Source organism: Chryseobacterium arachidis, from assembly GCF_900129245.1.
Classification (GTDB): Bacteria; Bacteroidota; Bacteroidia; order Flavobacteriales; family Weeksellaceae; genus Chryseobacterium; species Chryseobacterium arachidis.
Window position 1 is genome coordinate 182,439 of the sequence record NZ_FQUT01000007.1, and the last position, 18,239, is coordinate 200,677.

General features: G+C 35.9%; 12 protein-coding genes. 8 read left to right on the plus strand and 4 right to left on the minus strand.

Annotation, left to right across the window (positions count from 1 at the left end; genetic code table 11):
- Positions 1 to 411 precede the first annotated feature (411 nt).
- On the minus strand, positions 412 to 2,295 hold the full coding sequence (dnaK, locus tag BUA89_RS14015) for a molecular chaperone DnaK (protein ID WP_072959089.1): 1,884 nt from the start codon (positions 2,293 to 2,295) through the stop codon (positions 412 to 414).
- 726 nt (positions 2,296 to 3,021) lie between these two features.
- On the opposite strand from dnaK, the gene ppk1 reads away from it, so the two are divergent.
- The 7 genes from ppk1 (at position 3,022) to BUA89_RS14045 (ending at position 12,313) form a co-directional block, all read left to right on the plus strand.
- The gene (gene ppk1, locus BUA89_RS14020) at positions 3,022 to 5,094 is read left to right on the plus strand and encodes a polyphosphate kinase 1 (protein ID WP_072959096.1); all 2,073 of its coding nucleotides are present in this window, start codon (positions 3,022 to 3,024) and stop codon (positions 5,092 to 5,094) included.
- A complete protein-coding gene (locus BUA89_RS14025) occupies positions 5,091 to 5,975 on the plus strand; it encodes a Ppx/GppA phosphatase family protein (protein ID WP_072959098.1) in 885 nt (294 codons plus the stop codon). Before ppk1 ends, BUA89_RS14025 begins: the two co-directional genes overlap by 4 nt.
- 457 nt (positions 5,976 to 6,432) lie before the next feature.
- Positions 6,433 to 7,086 (plus strand): NAD-dependent epimerase/dehydratase family protein, encoded by a 654-nt coding sequence (locus BUA89_RS14030; RefSeq protein ID WP_072959101.1) that lies wholly within the window; start codon positions 6,433 to 6,435, stop codon positions 7,084 to 7,086.
- Positions 7,083 to 7,235: a hypothetical protein gene (locus BUA89_RS23180; protein WP_178362462.1), complete on the plus strand. Its 153-nt coding sequence runs from the start codon at positions 7,083 to 7,085 to the stop codon at positions 7,233 to 7,235. Before BUA89_RS14030 ends, BUA89_RS23180 begins: the two co-directional genes overlap by 4 nt.
- Before the next feature lie 206 nt (positions 7,236 to 7,441).
- Positions 7,442 to 10,501 (plus strand): choice-of-anchor I family protein, encoded by a 3,060-nt coding sequence (locus BUA89_RS14035; RefSeq protein ID WP_072959104.1) that lies wholly within the window; start codon positions 7,442 to 7,444, stop codon positions 10,499 to 10,501.
- Positions 10,502 to 10,734: 233 nt separating this feature from the next.
- Complete coding sequence (locus BUA89_RS14040; protein WP_072959107.1) at positions 10,735 to 11,532, plus strand: tail fiber domain-containing protein; 798 nt, start codon at positions 10,735 to 10,737, stop codon at positions 11,530 to 11,532.
- A gap of 370 nt (positions 11,533 to 11,902) precedes the next feature.
- Positions 11,903 to 12,313, plus strand: coding sequence for a hypothetical protein (locus BUA89_RS14045; RefSeq protein WP_072959110.1), 411 nt, complete (start codon positions 11,903 to 11,905; stop codon positions 12,311 to 12,313).
- Positions 12,314 to 12,403: 90 nt separating this feature from the next.
- Here the strand turns inward: BUA89_RS14045 and BUA89_RS14050 are convergent, their stop codons facing one another.
- The 3 genes from BUA89_RS14050 to BUA89_RS14060 form a co-directional block, all read right to left on the minus strand.
- Positions 12,404 to 13,018 (minus strand): response regulator transcription factor, encoded by a 615-nt coding sequence (locus BUA89_RS14050; RefSeq protein WP_072959166.1) that lies wholly within the window; start codon positions 13,016 to 13,018, stop codon positions 12,404 to 12,406.
- A gap of 718 nt (positions 13,019 to 13,736) precedes the next feature.
- Complete coding sequence (locus BUA89_RS14055) at positions 13,737 to 13,985, minus strand: NifU family protein (protein ID WP_048511181.1); 249 nt, start codon at positions 13,983 to 13,985, stop codon at positions 13,737 to 13,739.
- 45 nt (positions 13,986 to 14,030) lie between these two features.
- Positions 14,031 to 15,137, minus strand: coding sequence for an Mrp/NBP35 family ATP-binding protein (locus tag BUA89_RS14060; protein ID WP_072959113.1), 1,107 nt, complete (start codon positions 15,135 to 15,137; stop codon positions 14,031 to 14,033).
- A 260-nt stretch (positions 15,138 to 15,397) separates the two neighbouring features.
- Between BUA89_RS14060 and BUA89_RS14065 the strand changes: the two genes are divergently transcribed.
- Positions 15,398 to 18,202, plus strand: a complete 2,805-nt coding sequence (locus tag BUA89_RS14065) for a GH92 family glycosyl hydrolase (RefSeq protein WP_072959116.1) — start codon at positions 15,398 to 15,400, stop codon at positions 18,200 to 18,202.
- Positions 18,203 to 18,239 lie beyond the last annotated feature (37 nt).

An 18,239-nucleotide genomic window follows, 5' to 3' on the forward strand; every position in this document is an offset into this window, starting at 1 on the left:
AAGCAAGAATATTTTTCCCTCATTTTATAGCTGGTATAGAATTAAAAATCTTAAGAGTCGGTTAAAATTTTATTCAAGCATTTTATTATTTATTCTCAGATGATTTAAGATATATCGAAATTCAATATATCTATGAAAACTACCTTTTTTAATAAAAACATCAAAAATATAATCATTAAATAGGCACTCGTATATTATGCAAAATAAATTAAGAAGTTTGAACAGTCTCTAATAATTTTTGAAAAATTATCATGTAACTTTTAATACCAATTCTTCTCAATTTAAGTTCAAATATGGTCAAATTTCAATTTAAAGAATTCATAAAACAAATCTCCAATAAAGAAAAAGCCGCTACAAACAAAAGTTTATAGCGGCCTTTATATATAATGATTAATTTATAATCAAAAATAATTATTTCACTTCTTCGAAGTCTGCATCCTGTACATCTTCTGCACCTCCCGCATTTCCAGCGCTTGCATCAGCTCCAGGTTGTTGACCAGCTGCATACAATTCTTCTGAAGCTGCCATCCAAGCCGCATCTAAAGCTTCTGTTTTAGCTTTTACGTCGTCTACATTTTTAGCTTCGAAAGCAGTTTTCAATTCTGCGTGAGCTGCTTCGATTGCTGCTTTTTTGTCAGCAGAAAGTTTTTCACCGAATTCTTTCAATTGCTTTTCAGTCTGGAAGATCAATCCGTCTGCTTTGTTGAAGATTTCAACTTCTTCTTTTCTCTTAGCATCCGCCGCAGAGTTTTCCTGAGCTTCTTTTTTCATTCTTTCGATTTCTTCATCAGAAAGACCTGAAGAAGCCTGGATTTTGATAGACTGCTCTTTACCTGTTCCCTTATCTTTAGCAGAAACACTTAGAATACCGTTTGCATCGATATCGAAAGTAACTTCGATTTGAGGAACTCCTCTTGGTGCTGGTGGAATATCTGTAAGGTCAAATCTACCGATTTCTTTATTATCGTTGAACATTGATCTTTCTCCTTGTCCTACTCTGATGCTTACAGCTGGCTGGTTGTCAGAAGCTGTAGAGAATACTTCAGATTTTTTAGTTGGGATCGTAGTGTTTGCTTCAATCAATTTAGTGAAAACAGAACCCATAGTTTCGATACCTAAAGAAAGTGGCGTAACATCCAATAAAAGAACGTCTTTTACATCACCTGTCAATACACCTCCCTGGATTGCTGCACCAATGGCTACAACCTCATCCGGGTTAACTCCTTTAGATGGTTTTTTACCGAAGAATTTTTCAACTTCTTCCTGGATAATTGGGATTCTTGTAGAACCACCCACCAAGATTACTTCGTCGATATCTGAAGTTGATAAACCTGCATCTTTTAATGCTTTAGCAACCGGCTCCATAGATCTTCTTACTAAGTCTGCAGATAATTGCTCGAATTTAGCTTTAGTTAAAGTCTTAACTAAGTGTTTTGGACCTGTAGCTGTAGCTGTAATATATGGAAGGTTGATTTCAGTTTGAGGAGAAGAAGATAACTCGATTTTTGCTTTTTCAGCAGCTTCTTTCAATCTTTGTAATGCAATGGCATCAGATTTTAAGTCAACACCTTCTTCAGCTTTGAATTCATCTGCCATCCAGTTGATGATCACATCATCAAAATCGTCACCTCCTAAGTGTGTATCACCGTTTGTAGACAATACTTCGAATACGCCGTCCCCTAAATCAAGGATAGAGATATCGAAAGTACCACCACCAAGGTCATATACAGCGATTTTTTGATCTTTATGGTTTTTATCTAAACCGTAAGCTAACGCTGCAGCAGTAGGTTCGTTGATAATTCTTTCTACTTTAAGACCAGCGATTTCACCAGCTTCTTTGGTAGCCTGTCTTTGAGCATCATTAAAGTATGCAGGAACAGTGATTACCGCTCTTGTTACTTCCTGACCAAGATAATCTTCAGCAGTTTTCTTCATTTTCTGAAGCGTCATTGCAGAAATTTCCTGTGGCGTATATTCTCTGTCGTCGATTTTTACTTTTACAGTATCATTTGGACCAGATACTACTTTATAAGGTACTCTTGAGATTTCAGAAGCATCATCTTTAAAGTGAGTTCCGATAAATCTTTTGATAGAATAAACAGTTTTTGTAGGGTTTGTTACCGCCTGTCTTTTTGCAGGATCACCTACTTTTCTTTCACCATCTTCAGTAAATGCTACGATAGACGGAGTCGTTCTTTTACCTTCTGCGTTAGGGATAACAACAGGGTCTTTCCCCTCCATTACAGCAACACACGAGTTGGTTGTACCTAAGTCAATTCCAATTATTTTACTCATAATATTTTATTTTTTCTAATTTTTAAAATTAATTTACACTCAGTATTTCTCAATATTTATACCATTCAAATTTTTATGACAAATTGACATATTTGATATTAAAAATTGAAATATCATAATACTTTTAGGACTAAAAAAACATAAAATCTTGTTTAAAATAAGGTTAAACTTTCTTTTTCAATTCATTGAAATTTTGTCATTAATTTTAAATAATTAAAAAAGATTTTATCAATTTTGTCACTTTCAGATTTGAAAATAATCTTCTTGAAGTATATAAATTTATGTTCACAAAGTTTTTAAGTAGCTACAAAAGACACCAAAGATTTAGATAATGTGTTTTAAGTTTATCATTAAACTGGCGAAAAGAACACATAAAGTTTTAAAAAAATCTTTGATTTTTATCCTTTTGAGAGATTTTATTAACTAATTATAGCTGGAAGAATATCTTGTGACTTTTGTGGTTAAATTTAAAATTGGTCTAAACAAACTTATATCTCCCCAATCTTTACAAATAATTTCAAATTGAATTCAAAACATTCATTAAAAATTTTCATTGAACACCTTTCTTTTCCGTTTGTTTTTAATAACTTTAATCGATTACAACGAATAACCAAAATTCATCCGAATAAGTGCAATTTAACCTCTTAAAATTTAAACAAACCTTAATGTTAGAAAGTACTTTTACCACCGATGAATCATTATTTTTACCAAATTATAAACTAAGGAATGTCATTACATTTTAATCCGAGAGATATTACCTGGCTGGCCTTCAACGAAAGGGTTTTACAGGAAGCAATGGACGAGAAGGTCCCTTTACATTTAAGAATCCGTTTTTTAGGAATTTTCTCCAACAATTTAGATGAATTTTTCCGGGTACGCGTTGCCGGATTAAAGCGTGCGATGGATTTTAAGGAAAAAGTAATCGCAGAATCATTCTATCAGCCGCCTTCAAAAATCCTTCAGAAGATCAATGACATTGTAATGAGGCAGCAGCAAAATTTCGATAAAACCTGGAAAAAAATCCAAGTTGAAATGGCTGATCAGCATGTTTTCATTAAAACTCCCAAAAACCTGTCCGCAAATCAGAAAGAGTTTGTAAGAAAATATTTTGATGAAGTAGTAGAATCCAATGTGATCCCAATTCTGCTTCACGAAAACACGCCCATGCCTTATATGAGAGACAAAAGTCTTTATCTGGGTGTGGCAATGCGAAAAAAAGACTGGCAATATTCCAGCAATTATGCCATTATCGAGATTCCTTCCCGATTTGTGGGACGATTTGTACTTCTTCCTTCAGAAGATGTTGAAGAAAAAAATGTAATGCTTTTGGAAGATGTGATTGCCTTCAATTTACCGCATATTTTCTCTTACTTCGGATACGATGAATTCTCTGCCAATGCTTTTAAAGTAACCAAAGATGCTGAACTTGATCTGGATAATGATATCCGCACCAACTTTGCAGAGAAAATCGAAAAAGGCTTAAAAAACAGACGAAAAGGAAAGCCTACCCGTTTTGTTTTCGATAAAGATATGGACAAGGCACTTCTTGAAATGCTGATCCGAAAATTAAACTTAACAAAGAAAGACAGCATCATTCCGGGAGGAAAGATTCATAATTTCAAACATTTCATGGATTTCCCTGATGTTTTTGAAAGATATGAGAGACCTGTCGAAAGAACTTCTTTCACGCATCCTGCTTTTGAACAGGGCGAAAGAGTAACGGATGTCATTTTAAAGCATGACGTTCTTCTGACTTTCCCTTATCATAAATACAATCCGGTGATCGATCTTCTCCGCGAGGCAGCTATGGATCCGGATGTAAAATCAATTCAGATTACTGCCTACCGTTTGGCGAGCAGTTCAAAAATTATTAATGCTTTAATTTATGCCGCAAGAAACGGTAAGGAAGTTACGGTAATGCTTGAGCTTCAGGCAAGATTCGACGAAGAATCCAATCTGGAATGGAAAGAAATGCTGGAGCCCGAAGGAATTACTGTCTTGATAGGGCTTCCTGAGAAAAAAGTGCATGCTAAATTGTGTGTCATTAAAAAAAGAGCACACAACAAAACCATACAGTACGGTTTCATCAGCACAGGAAATTTTAATGAAAAAACAGCCAGAATTTATGGAGACCATTTGCTGATGACTTCCGATCGTGGGGTAATGGCAGATATTAATAAAGTTTTCAATGTCTTAAAGAAACCTAAAGAAGATTATTTACCGGTTTTAAAGACGTGTAAAAATCTATTGGTTTGCCCTCAGTTTATGCGTGAAAAAATTGTTCACCATATCGACAAGGAAATTGAGGAGGCTAAAGCCGGAAGAAAAGCCGAAATGATTATTAAAGCCAACTCGGTAAGCGACCGTTCTTTAATTGAAAAATTATATGAAGCGGCAATGGCAGGAGTTCAAATCAGAATGATTGTGCGTGGAATTTACTGTGCTGTCAATCAGAAAGAATTTAAAGAAAAAATTAAGGCAATCAGTATTGTGGACGAATATCTGGAACACGCCCGCGTGATGTATTTCTATAATAAAGGCGCAGAAGATATGTATATTTCTTCCGCTGACTGGATGACAAGGAATTTGGATTACAGAATAGAAGCCGCAGCCAAAATAACCGATAAAAATTTAAAGAAAGAATTAAAAGATATTCTCGACATACAGTTGAAAGATAACGTAAAAGCTCGTATTTTAGACAAAAAATTGGGTAATGAGTATATTCATAACGACAAGGAAGAATGCCGTTCCCAAATTGAAACCTATCGATATTTAAAAGCTAAAACGAATAAAAAATGAAGATTGCAGCCATAGATATAGGAAGTAATGCAGCCAGACTGTTGATTAATGAAGTAAAAATCAATAATAAGCAGCCTGAATTCATTAAACTAAATCTTTTGAGAATCCCGTTAAGATTAGGAATGGATGTTTTCACCCTCGGAAAAATCGGGGAAGAAAGAGAAAAGATGGTGATTGATTCGATGAAAATTTTCAGCGACCTGATGAAGATCTACAATGTTGAACATTACAGAGCGTGTGCTACAAGCGCGATGCGTGACGCTGCAAACGGACAAGAAATAATTGAAGAGGTTAAAAAAACATCGGGAATCAATATTGAAATTATCTCTGGTGACGAAGAAGCAACTCTGGTTTTTGAAAACCATGTAGCAGAAGGTCTTGACAAAGAATTTGCCTATTTATATATTGACGTGGGTGGTGGTTCTACTGAGCTCACTTTCTACGAAAACGGAAAAATGATCTATGAAAAATCTTTTAACATCGGCACCATCCGTTTACTGAATAATCTTGTAACGCCTGACAATTGGAAGGATATGAAGGAAGAAATCAGGAAAAACATCAACAGCAAAAAGCCTATTGTTGCCATCGGTTCGGGCGGAAACATCAACAAAGTCTTCTCCATGAGCAAAACCAAAGATGGCAAACCTATGTCACTGTCGCATCTGAAAAAAGTATATAAAGAATTCGATGATCTTACCGTTGACGAAAGAATGACAAAATACAACCTCCGTGAAGACAGAGCGGATGTTTTAGTGCATGCTCTGAAGGTTTTCAACAACGTAATGTCCTGGTCGGAGATCAACAGGATTTTTGTTCCGAAAATTTCCGTTGCCGATGGATTGATTCACAATATTTACAGCAAACTGCAGCATAAAAAATAATTTCAAAACCGGTCAATTTGATCGGTTTTCTTTTTTTAAAGACATCACTGGCAAAACTGAACATATAAACTCAAACCCTAAAACCCTTCCTCTCAATAAGGAGCTGTTTCCTGCTTTCGCTACTCGCTTTTTGTTTTGTGTTTTCGGGGCGGCTTCGCCGCCCCGAAAAAAGAAAACAAAAGAGCTCAGACATGCCACTCAATCAGGGCTAGGCCGTTGTCATCCATTCAATATTCCGTCATCTTTTCAAGAAAAATACAAAAGAAAAAATTTCATTTCAATAGCTTTATACTTTCAATTTGATAGCCCGTACAGATAAGTAGAGTTATCATTTAAAAATTATATAGCCATTCTGCGTTTTGGAAGGCCATTTAATAAAAATTTGTATAATTTTTGATACCACATAAAGTAAAAGTGAACTTCAAATCGTCAACAACAATAATAACAGATAAAAGAAATGAAACCAATTAAAATAATTCTCACAGGAGCAACAGGAATGGTAGGCGAAGGTATATTGATGGAATGCCTTGAGAACCCTAACATTTCTGAAATTTTAAGCGTAAGCAGAAAACCGTCCGGAAAGAAAAATGCCAAGCTTAAAGAATATATAGTCTCAGATTTTCTTAAAATAGATCTTAATGATGAAAACTTCAAAGGTTACGATGCAGTTTTCTTCTGTGCAGGAATCAGCAGTGTAGGGATGAAAGAAGAAGAATACACCAAAATTACTTACGATACGACCTTACACTTCGCAAAGGCGGTTCTTAATCAAAACCCTGATATGGTTTTCAACTATGTCTCCGGAGCGCATACAGACAGAACAGAAAGCGGAAAAATGATGTGGGCTAGAGTAAAAGGCAGAACAGAAAATGCGCTCAGAAAGCTCGGATTCAAAGCAGCCTATAATTTCCGTCCCGGTTTTATGAAACCTTTTGAAGGCCAGGAACATGTAAAATGGTTTTTTAAACCTTTTATTTGGATTTTTCCTATTTTGTTACCATCAAAATCATTAACTTTACATGAAGTGGGTATCGCAATGATCAATGCAGTACTGAAAGGATATCCTACCTCAACATTAGAAATTAAGGACATCAAAAACTTGGCGATATGAAGGAAATGTTAAAAAGAATTTTTCTGGTTGCTTTTATTTTATTAGTTCTGACTGCAATCTCAGGCTTCTTCTACATGCAGAAACATCCTTTGGAAGAAGGAAAATCTACAGGCAAGAGTTTGAAATTTTCAGGACAGACTTCAAAATAAAAATACAGCAAAAGGCAAATTTGCAGAATCGTTGTTATTGAAATTGGCTTATCTCACAAGCCTTTTACATCTTTGCGGTTTTGCCTTTTACATTTCAATTCGTTTCTTCACCATTATTACCTATTTATTAAACATTTCTTAAAATTTACTTAAAAGGTTTGCAAAACAGAAGCTTCATTTTTGCATAAATTTAAAGTAAGTAAAAAATGATTAATAACTATCTGTTAAAAGGTTCTGTAATTGCTGCGTTTTTCCTTCAGGGAGCGGTATTCGGGCAGACCTCTCTTATCCACTACTGGAATTTTAACAACAATACTTCTGCTGCTGCCATCACCACTCCTACTTCAACTTTGGTGGGCGGGTCGATGACCGCAGTTACCAGCGGAACCACCGAAATCGATTTCGCAGGTGGAACCGGACAAAACTTCAATGTTGATAATTTAAATGCAAGAAACGGTGATACTTCCGGAACACATTTAAGATATAATTTCCCTATCAATGGCAATCTGCAGTTCAATCTGCCAACGACAGGTTATAACAATGTTGTGGTAAAATTCACAACCAGAAGATCAGGTTCCGGAGCGGGAACTCAGACGTGGTCGTATTCAACAAACGGCACAACTTTCCAAACCTATCAAACAGTTTCCCCTTTAGATGCAAACCCGCAATTAGTAACATTTGATTTTTCTAATATTGCAGGAGTTGCCAACAATCCGAATTTTAAACTTAAGGTTGAATTTTCTGCGGGATCAAACAATGGCACTGTAGGAAATAACCGTTTTGATAATTTTACGGTAGATGCTACAGCTGTTGGCGGAGCAGACACTACTCCACCTACGGTAACCTATCTTCCCGCAAACAACACAAACAATGCTTCAACCACTGTAAATCCGACCATTTCTTTCAACGAAAATGTGAGATTAACAGACAACTCAACGATCAACGATTCTAATGCACAAAATCTTGTAGATTTCCGTCTGGGAAATGCTTCAGGTACTCAAGTTCCCTTTACAACAACTTTCAGCGGAAACAAAATCACGGTAATCCCGACTTCAGGATTGGTTCCGAACCAAACCTATTATCTGGCTTTAAAACCGAATATGGTGGAAGATACAAGTGACAATGCGTTAACTACTGCAACTTCTACCACATTTACAACAGCCGGAACATCCATCTCTTTAGATAAAAACCTGATTAAGGTAAACGAAAACGCAGGAACTTTAGCATTTAAAATCAATGTGGCTAATCCTTCCAATTCAACGGTGAATCTTGTCGTAAAACCGGCTCCGTTCAGCACCGCAGACAGTAATGATTTCACTTTAGCCAATCAGACTATTACCCTTACGCCTTCCACATCAAGCTATACGGTAAATATTCCTATTACTGATGATACTTTGCAGGAACAGCAGGCAGAATATTTCGTGGTAAGTCTTGAAAATCCTGTAGGTGCGGTTATTTCAGGTGACAGTAATGCAACGGTCTATATTATCGATAATGACACTCCGGTGCCTGTACCTTCCAACCAAATCTCATTAAACTATATCGGAAGCTTCGATCCTTCCGGAAACAACAACAGCTCTACGGAAATTGTAGTTCACGATCCGGCTACACAGAGATTATTTACGATCAGTTCGGTTACCGATGTTTTCGACATCATTAATTTCAGCAATCCAAGTTCGCCAACAGTTATCAACACCATCAATATGGCTCCTTACGGCGGAATAACAAGTATTGCCGTGAAAAACGGAATCATAGCGGTGGCTTCTCCGAACGGAACCAATGCACAAGGAAACGGATCGGTTGTATTTTTTGATATCAACGGAAACTTCCTGAAACAGCTTACTGTCGGTGTTTTACCGGATATGGTTACTTTCACACCGGACGGAACAAAAGTGATGACAGCCAATGAAGGCGAACCTAATGATGCTTACACGGTAGATCCTGAAGGTTCAGTAAGCATTATTGATATTCCGGCTTTAACGGTTGCAGGAATTTCTAACCTGACACAATCTAATGTAACAACGCTTTCTTTAACTCCATTTAATGGTCAGGAAACCGCTTTAGCTTCAAGCGGAGTAAGAAAAGTAAAATCGACAAGCACTTTGGCTCAGGATCTGGAACCTGAATATATTTCTATAAGTTCAGACAGCCAGAAAGCATGGGTATCGTGTCAGGAAAACAATGCCGTTATTGAAGTTAATCTCTCTACTAAAACATTAGGAAATATTTGGGGATTAGGTAAAAAAGACATGAGTCTTCCCGGAAATGGTTTCGATGCCTCGGATAACAACGGTGAAATCCTGATCGCCAACTGGCCTGTAAAAGCCTACTACAATCCCGATGCAATGGCTTCTTATAAAATCGGAAATACCAACTATCTCGTAACAGCTAACGAAGGTGATGAAAAAGATTTGGGAGGATTCAGTGAAAGAACGACTGTTGGTGCTAACGGATATACATTGGATTCAACCTTATTCCCGAACGCTTCGATCTTAAAAGCTTCACATAATTTGGGAAGATTCAGAGTAACAAATGTAAATGGAAATACAGACGGAGACGCAGAATTTGAAGAAATCAACGCTTTAGGGGCAAGATCTTTCTCAATCTTTAATGCAGATACAAAACAACTTGTGTACGACAGTGGTGACAAATTCGAAAGGTATATCGCTGCCAACCATCCGGCAATTTTCAATGCTGACAACGAAGCCAACGGAGCCAAAAACAGAAGTCGAGCAAAGGGCCCTGAACCGGAAGGAGTAACATTGGGAACTATCGGCGGACAGACATATGCTTTCATCACTCTGGAAAGAACTGGAGGGGTTATGGTATACAATATTACAGATCCTAACAACCCTACTTTTACCGATTATAAACATTCCCGTATGACTTCTGCTTACGGTGGAGACAACGGACCTGAAGGAATTATTTACATCGCTCCTGAAAATACAACAACAGGAAAAGGCTATGTAATTATTGCCAATGAGATCAGCGGAACTTTGTCGATGTACGAAGTTACAGGCTCCGGAACCTTGGCAGCAGGAGAAGTGAAGCCTGAGAAAGCAACCTTCAATGTGTTCCCGAATCCGGTTGCAAAAGGAAATACGTTGTATTTCAACAGAACGCAGGATTATGAATTGTATGATATGTCCGGAAAATTAGTCGGAAAAGAGAAAAATGCTTTAACAATAGATACTTCGAAACTTTCTACGGGAGTTTATCTTGTAAAAACTTCAGAAGGACACTTAAAAAGAGTAATTGTAAAGTAGAATATATTATTTAGTTGATTGAATTGAAGCCTCGATTTTTCGGGGCTTTTTCATTGATAGTTAATTTTAGATTAAAAATATTCATCAATAATTAAAAAATTATTAAAATCAAATAAGCAAAATTAATTTTTAATTATATATCTTAACAGTGTGAAATATTAGTATTAAAATCATATCTATCCATGGGTATTCTTTTTAATACAATTAGTACCATATTTAATTATATTTTTTATATGAAAAAATTCTTTATTCCGTTATTTCTGATCACTGTTGGAACCACCTGTATGATGGCACAAATGGGTGTTCAGACATCCAATCCACAGGGGGTATTTCATATTGATTCTGCAAAAGATAATACCGTTACAGGTGCACCAACCAATGCCCAACTGGCTAACGACGTTTTAGTAACTCCTACGGGAACTGTAGGTATCGGAACAAACCCTCGCACAAAATTAGAAGTATTCGGATCCATCGGTATGGTAGGAGGTACTTTTCCTACAACTACTAATTTAGCCGCTATTGGCTGGAATATTATCGAGGGAGGTGTTGGCTTTAATGAATATGTAAATTACCGTGGAACAGGAAATGGAGGTCACAGATTTTACAGTCTTACGAGTGGAACTCCAACTCTGGCAAATTCTCTTTCTTATTTAAATATCAACGGACAATGGTCTGCTGCAGAATTCAACCCTACTTCCGATATCCGTTTAAAAAGAAATATCAAACCTGTAGAAAATGGTCTGGATGTGATCTTAAAGCTTCGCCCAGTGAGCTATGAAAAGAAAAACAATCTTGAATCTACAGAGTACAACACCAAAGAAATAGGCTTCATCGCACAGGAAATCCGTAAAGTTCTTCCAGATGTGGTAAAAGAGGCTGATGATGCAGATAAACTGCTATCGGTAAATTACGATTCTTTGGTTCCTGTATTGGCAAAGGCAATTCAGGAGCTTAACAAAAAGGTTGACGAACTTAGCATAAAAGTTCAAAAGCTTGAATCTGAAAATTCAGCCTTAAAACAACAAAGATAGAATTCTAAAAACACAATTATAATTCAGGTTACCCTCAAAAAAAAGTCTGCTTTCGGCAGACTTTTTTATTGCTTAAAAAATTCTTAGTTTTAAGTTTTATAATTAGCCAAAGCGTTCCGAAAATAGATATGGATATTTCTAGAATCAAGAATTTAATTGAAAAAGCTTATCGTTCCAAAACCGAAAACAGCTACTGGAATCATATTACAGAATTAAGAAAAACCGTAAACAGTGAATTAATCTCGGAATGCTTTAAAAAAATTGATTCTGATGATTTTAAATATAAGCAGATCGGCATTGATGTTTTATGTCAATTAAGTAAAAACGTCAAGGCTTTATCAAAGAATTATTTGACAAAATCTTTAAAATTTTGGAAGTACCAAGCACTGAAAAGCTTGTCTGTACAGCTCTTTTTGCAATCGGTCATAATAATAAACACTTACAGGTTAAACACCTTAAGGCATTGCAACAGTTTCAGAATTCAAAATCAAAAGACATCAGATATGCACTTACCTTCTCATTGCTTGGAATTGATCATCAACTAGCGATAAAAATACTGATAAAACTGGCACAGGATAGAAGTCAGAAAGTTAAAGATTGGGCTACTTTTGGCTTGGGAACACAGATTGAAACTGATAATGAAGAAATCAGGAATATTTTGTATAAAAATTGTTCTTCCAAAGACGACCAGAATAAGCAGGAAGCTATCAAAGGACTTCTTAACCGGAAGGATGAAAGAGTAAAAGAAATGATTATGCAAGAGCTTAAAAATGAAGATTAACAGCCTTTGCTTGATACCACTTAAATAGTAAAAATTATTGAATGATTATAAAATTAAAACCCGACGAAAAAATTCATCGGGCTTATTATTTTAATGCATATCGTCATAAATTCTTACAAGATCCACAACACTTTTTATCTGTAATTTTTCAAAAATTTTCTTCTTATAAGTGCTGATGGTAGACATTTTAAGATTCAGGCTGTTTGAAATCTCAATATTTCCGTTACCCTCAGCCAGCAATTTAAATATCTGAAACTCTCTTTTAGAAAGCTTTTCTACAGAATGCAGCTCGGTAGATTGGGTCACCAGCTTTTTCATCATATCCATGGTGTAATAATATCCTTCCTCGAATATGGATGTTACTCCCACTATGATATCCTTTTCGGTAGCACCTTTGTTCAGGTAGCCTGCAGCCCCTTCTTCTATATACTGAATACCTATATTTTCGTCGTATGTGGAAAAAATTAAAATCTTAAGCTGTTTCTGCTTTTTCTTAAGCTCCTTTACCATTGCCTTAAAGATACTTTGAGGGATATCAATATCGATAATCAGCAGGTCATAAGTCTTTTTCGAAACTTTATCTTTCGCTTCGAGATAAGTTTCCGCAAAATCTATATTACATGGATATTGGAGTTTAGATTCCAACACCATGGCAGTACCTGTTCTCACAACATAATGTCCGTCGGCAATGAGTATGTTTTTCATAGTCCTTAGTTTTTGATAAAATGTTTCATTCCCAACCATTTTTAGTAATGAAAAAAATCTTTTATGTTTTTACAATTTGCAATACAAGTAATAGACCAAAATACCACATTGATACCTGATTAACAGTTTTAATCAATGATTTCAGTAATATTACCTACGCTTATTCTAATCCTTAAAAAATCAGAATCTGGAATTGGATTTATTTTGTGCAAAAGCTTAAAAAATTGAGACGTTTTTATAATGCAATAGTAAAAGTAAACTACAAGTACACGCCATCACCTGTCATCGTCAAATTTTTTACAAAAGTAATACATAAAATATTCACAACGAAGTAGAATTATTACTATAAAAATTTCATAATTTTTTTTGTATACATATACTAAAAAACATAAAAGCACTTACATAACAAACTGATTTAAATATAATTAAATTTGAAAATCATATTTAAGGAATATCTTTATTTTATAATGAACTATATTGATCATTCAGCTGTGAAGTAAATTCATTTTTCTTATATGTTACTTTTAAATGCCAACTCACACAATTCTAATCATCTTATAAGTTAGATCCGCTACATTACAGATCGTTTAAAAAATACACCATTTTCAAATTGATGAAGAGATTTAAAATTTTTGCTTACGCTAAAACAGTAAAGCATATAAACAAAAAAAGACAGACCTTAAAAAGATCTGCCTTAAAAAATATATTTTTAATTTTCTTACTCTACATTTATTACTTTTTCAATTTCCGGCGCGTGTTGTTTAATGGTATTTTCAACGCCTAATTTTAAGGTTGAAAAATTTAATGAACATCCGGAACAGTTTCCTAAAAGTTTTACATAAACCAGGTTATCCTTCACATCGATAAGCTCAATATCTCCACCGTCTTTATTCAAAAACGGTCGAATGCTTTCCAGAGCTTCCATTACTCTTGTTACTGTATCTTCGTGCGTTATATTTGTTTCCATATTTTTTTCTTCAGTTCAATTCGGTTTTTCAGATTTGAAAAATCATTATTTTGCTTTCGGCGAGCATCCTGCCATTGTTGTAATCTTTACAGCTTCAGTCGGAGGAAGAAATTTATTTCTTTCCACCAAACTCTCTACCATTTTACGGGCAGTTTCTGTGTAAATATCTGCAATTTTAGAACCTTCCTGCAAAGCTGCCGGTCTTCCGACATCTCCGGCTTCTCTGATGCTCTGAATTAAAGGAATTTCTCCTAAAACAGGAATTCCAAGATCATCCGCTAAATATTGTGCTCCCTGTTGTCCAAAGATATAATATTTATTGTCTGGCAATTCTTCCGGTGTAAAATACGCCATATTTTCGATTAATCCAAGAACCGGAATGTTAATACTTTCCATCTGGAACATCGCAATCCCTTTTCTTACGTCTGCCAAAGCCACGTGTTGAGGTGTACTTACGATTACAGCACCTGTCACAGGAACTTCCTGAATGATCGATAAGTGAATATCACCCGTTCCAGGAGGAAGATCGATCAGTAAAAAGTCCAGTTCTCCCCAAGCTGCATCTCTGATCATCTGGTTCAAAGCTTTTGAAGCCATCGGACCTCTCCAAACCACTGCCTGATTGGCTCCTGAAAAATATCCTATCGAAAGCATTTTTACGCCGTAATTTTCAATAGGTTTCATCAGGTTTTTACCGTTTACTTCTACAGAAATCGGTTTTTCACCTTCTGTATCGAACATGGTAGGCACTGAAGGACCGTAAATATCAGCATCCAACAATCCAACTTTAAAGCCCATTTTTGCTAAAGTTACTGCCATATTTGCAGAAACTGTAGACTTACCAACTCCTCCTTTTCCCGAAGCAATGGCAATAATATTTTGAATTCCCGGAATTTGTTTTCCTTTGATTTGGCTTTGCTGAATTTCACTGGGTTCCGGAGAAACTATCTTCAGCTTAAGATTGATATCTTCACCAAATTCGCTTGCAAAAGCCTGCTTCATTGCAGCTTCAAGCTTTTTCTTTTCGTGCATTGCCGGTGAATGAGCGGTCATGTCGATATACACATCATTGCCCATTATCTGAAGATTATTCACCAAATCATCCACTTCTATCTCTTTAAGGAAACCTTGTACCTTTTCTTTCGTCAACATAAACTAAATAAATTGTTTACAAATTTACGTAATTTTTAGCTATTTAGAATAAGTAAAGAGACTGATAGATATTTTCTTTTGCATAACTGAATTTTATTGTAAATTGGGAAATCTCAGTTCATCTTTTTCTGGCATATTCAATCTCGTAACTATTTATTTTTCAATATTATGTTACTCAAATTCCTTCATCATTCTATTTAATGAAATTTTGTTAGTTTTGTTACCATCTATATCAAGTAAAAATTACATCAAACAAACTAATGAACTCTAAAAAATTCATCTTACTTTTTTTTCTCACTTCCCTTTGTTTACAAGCCCAGAATTATTCGCAATATGTAAATCCCTTCATAGGAACAGGCGGTCATGGGCACACATTTCCGGGGGCAATCGTTCCGTTCGGAATGGTTCAGCTTTCACCCGATACAAGAATCGACGGAAGCTGGGATGGATGCAGCGGTTATCATTATTCCGATTCGGTGATCTACGGATTTTCTCATACACATCTTAACGGAACGGGAGTTTCGGATTACGGTGACATTATGCTGATGCCAACAATGGGAAATCCGAGTCTGAATAACAAAGATTATTCATCAAAATTTTCTCACAAGAACGAAAAAGCTACGGCAGGATTCTATTCTGTTAAATTAGACAAAAATAATATTGATGTTCGACTGACAACCACCAAAAGAGTCGGTTATCACGAATATACTTTTAACAATGCGGGAAATGCGAATATTATTTTAGATTTAAACCACAGAGATAAATTGCTGGAGGGTGAAGTAAAGGTTATTGACAGCAAAACCATTGAGGTTTTCCGTAGAAGTGAAGCTTGGGCGACCAATCAATACATTTACGCAAGAATCGAGTTTTCAAAACCAATGAAAATTTCAAAGAAACTGGTGAACGGAAAAGATGAAAACGATCATTTTACAGGAACAAAGCTGGCTTTGGCATTTTCCGCAAATGTAAAAAAAGGAGAAAAGATCAATGTGAAAGTGGCAATTTCTCCGACAGGTTACGAAGGGGCAGCAAAAAACATGTTGGCTGAAGGAAAATCTAACGATTTTACATCGATCCAAAAACAGGCTGTTGCAGATTGGGACAAAGAATTATCAAAAATTGAAGTTAAATCTTCCGATAAAGATAAACTAACAGTTTTCTACACCGCAATGTATCACGTTTTCACGCAACCGAATATCAATATGGACGTTGATGGTAAATACAGAGGTCGTGACAATAAATTTTACATGGCCAACGGATTCGATTATTACTCTGTTTTCTCACTTTGGGATACTTTCAGAGGAGCGCATCCTTTGATGTCTTTAATTGACAGAAAAAGAACGGCAGATTTCGTCAATACCTTCATTAAACAATATGAACAGGGCGGAAAACTTCCGGTTTGGGAACTGGCTTCCAACGAAACAGAATGTATGATCGGTTATCACGCTGTTTCCGTCATTGCAGATGCCATGGCAAAAGGAATCACAGGTTTTGATTATGAAAAAGCTTTTGAGGCTTCTAAAAATTCGGCCATGCTGGATATTTTTGGATTAAATGCTTACAAACAAAATAATTACATTGCAATTGATGACGAACATGAAAGTGTTTCAAAAACAGTAGAATATGCTTACGATGATTGGTGTATCGCTCAAATGGCTAAAATTTTAGGCAAGAAAGAAGATTATCAGTATTTCATGAAACGTTCTCAAAACTGGAAGAATCTTTATAATCCAAAAAACGGATTCATGCAGCCTAGAAAAAACGGAAACTGGTACGAACCATTTGAACCGAGGGAAGTTAACAATAATTATACGGAAGGAAATTCGTGGCATTATTCATATTCTGTTCAGCAGGATATTCCGGGATTGATCACAGCTCATGGAGGAAAAGAAAAATTCGAACAGTTTATTGATGCTATTTTCTCTGCGCCTGATAAAACTACAGGAAGAGAACAGGTAGATATCACAGGTTTGATTGGTCAATATGCTCAAGGAAACGAGCCAAGTCACCACATCGCTTATCTTTATAACTACGTCGGAAAACCTGAAAAAACGGACGCAAAAATTAAATTTATCCTTGATAATTATTACAAAAATGCACCGGACGGATTAATCGGAAACGAAGACTGCGGACAGATGAGTGCATGGTATATTTTAAGCACTTTGGGGATTTACGCCGTAACTCCAGGATTACCTGAATGGCAGACTACAAAACCTTATTTTGATGAGGTTAAGATTCACCTGGAAGACGGAACCACAAGAACGATTACCAAAAATACAGGCAGAGAAGAGCTTAAAAAACTTGGCTTTGAAAATGCAAAATCGTTCAAAGATTTTAAATATGATGAATTAACGGCAACTCCAGTTATTGCTGCAGCAAGAATTTTCGATTTAAATACAAAAGTTGAGATCACTGCATTGAATCCCGATGACAAAATCTATTATATGACTTTGGATGAAGGTGATGCAAATGTGAGAAAAATGTTTACGGCTTATAAAGGACCTTTTACCATTACAAAAACTACCCAGGTTTCTGCATATGCGGAAAGAAATGGAGAAAAAAGTTCGATTGTAACGGCAAATTTCAACAGAAGACCTAATAATTGGGATATTACGGTAAATTCCACACCTACTCCACAATACACTGCAAGCGGAAAACTGTCTTTAATTGACGGTATCAACGGCGATGCCAACTGGAGAAAAGGCGAATGGCTGGGTTATCAGGGACAGACTTTTGAAGCAATTATTGATATGAAATCTCCTCAACAGTTTACGAAATTGTCTTCAACCTATCTTCAGGACAGCAGAGCCTGGATCTTAATGCCTAAAAAAGTGGAATATTATGTTTCCAACAACGGTAAAGATTTTGTGTTGCTAAAAACAGTGGAAAATACTTTGGATCCGAAAGATGAAACAGTTCAGGTAAAAGATTTCTCAACAGAAGTTCTTCCTACACAGGCGAGATACGTAAAAGTGAAAGCCTACCATTTCGGGAAACTTCTGGAGTGGCATCAGGGAGCTGGTGGCGATGCTTATATCTTTATCGACGAAATTTCTGTTAAATAAATTAATTACTCATAAAAAAGCGGCAGCTCCTTCGGAG

Coding starts and splice junctions, on each gene's coding strand:
- dnaK (WP_072959089.1), bottom strand. CDS start 2,295: ATGAGTAAAATAATTGGAATTGACTTAGGTACAACCAACTCGTGTGTT.
- ppk1 (WP_072959096.1), top strand. CDS start 3,022: ATGTCATTACATTTTAATCCGAGAGATATTACCTGGCTGGCCTTCAAC.
- BUA89_RS14025 (WP_072959098.1), top strand. CDS start 5,091: ATGAAGATTGCAGCCATAGATATAGGAAGTAATGCAGCCAGACTGTTG.
- BUA89_RS14030 (WP_072959101.1), top strand. CDS start 6,433: ATGAAACCAATTAAAATAATTCTCACAGGAGCAACAGGAATGGTAGGC.
- BUA89_RS23180 (WP_178362462.1), top strand. CDS start 7,083: ATGAAGGAAATGTTAAAAAGAATTTTTCTGGTTGCTTTTATTTTATTA.
- BUA89_RS14035 (WP_072959104.1), top strand. CDS start 7,442: ATGATTAATAACTATCTGTTAAAAGGTTCTGTAATTGCTGCGTTTTTC.
- BUA89_RS14040 (WP_072959107.1), top strand. CDS start 10,735: ATGAAAAAATTCTTTATTCCGTTATTTCTGATCACTGTTGGAACCACC.
- BUA89_RS14050 (WP_072959166.1), bottom strand. CDS start 13,018: ATGAAAAACATACTCATTGCCGACGGACATTATGTTGTGAGAACAGGT.
- BUA89_RS14055 (WP_048511181.1), bottom strand. CDS start 13,985: ATGGAAACAAATATAACGCACGAAGATACAGTAACAAGAGTAATGGAA.
- BUA89_RS14060 (WP_072959113.1), bottom strand. CDS start 15,137: ATGTTGACGAAAGAAAAGGTACAAGGTTTCCTTAAAGAGATAGAAGTG.
- BUA89_RS14065 (WP_072959116.1), top strand. CDS start 15,398: ATGAACTCTAAAAAATTCATCTTACTTTTTTTTCTCACTTCCCTTTGT.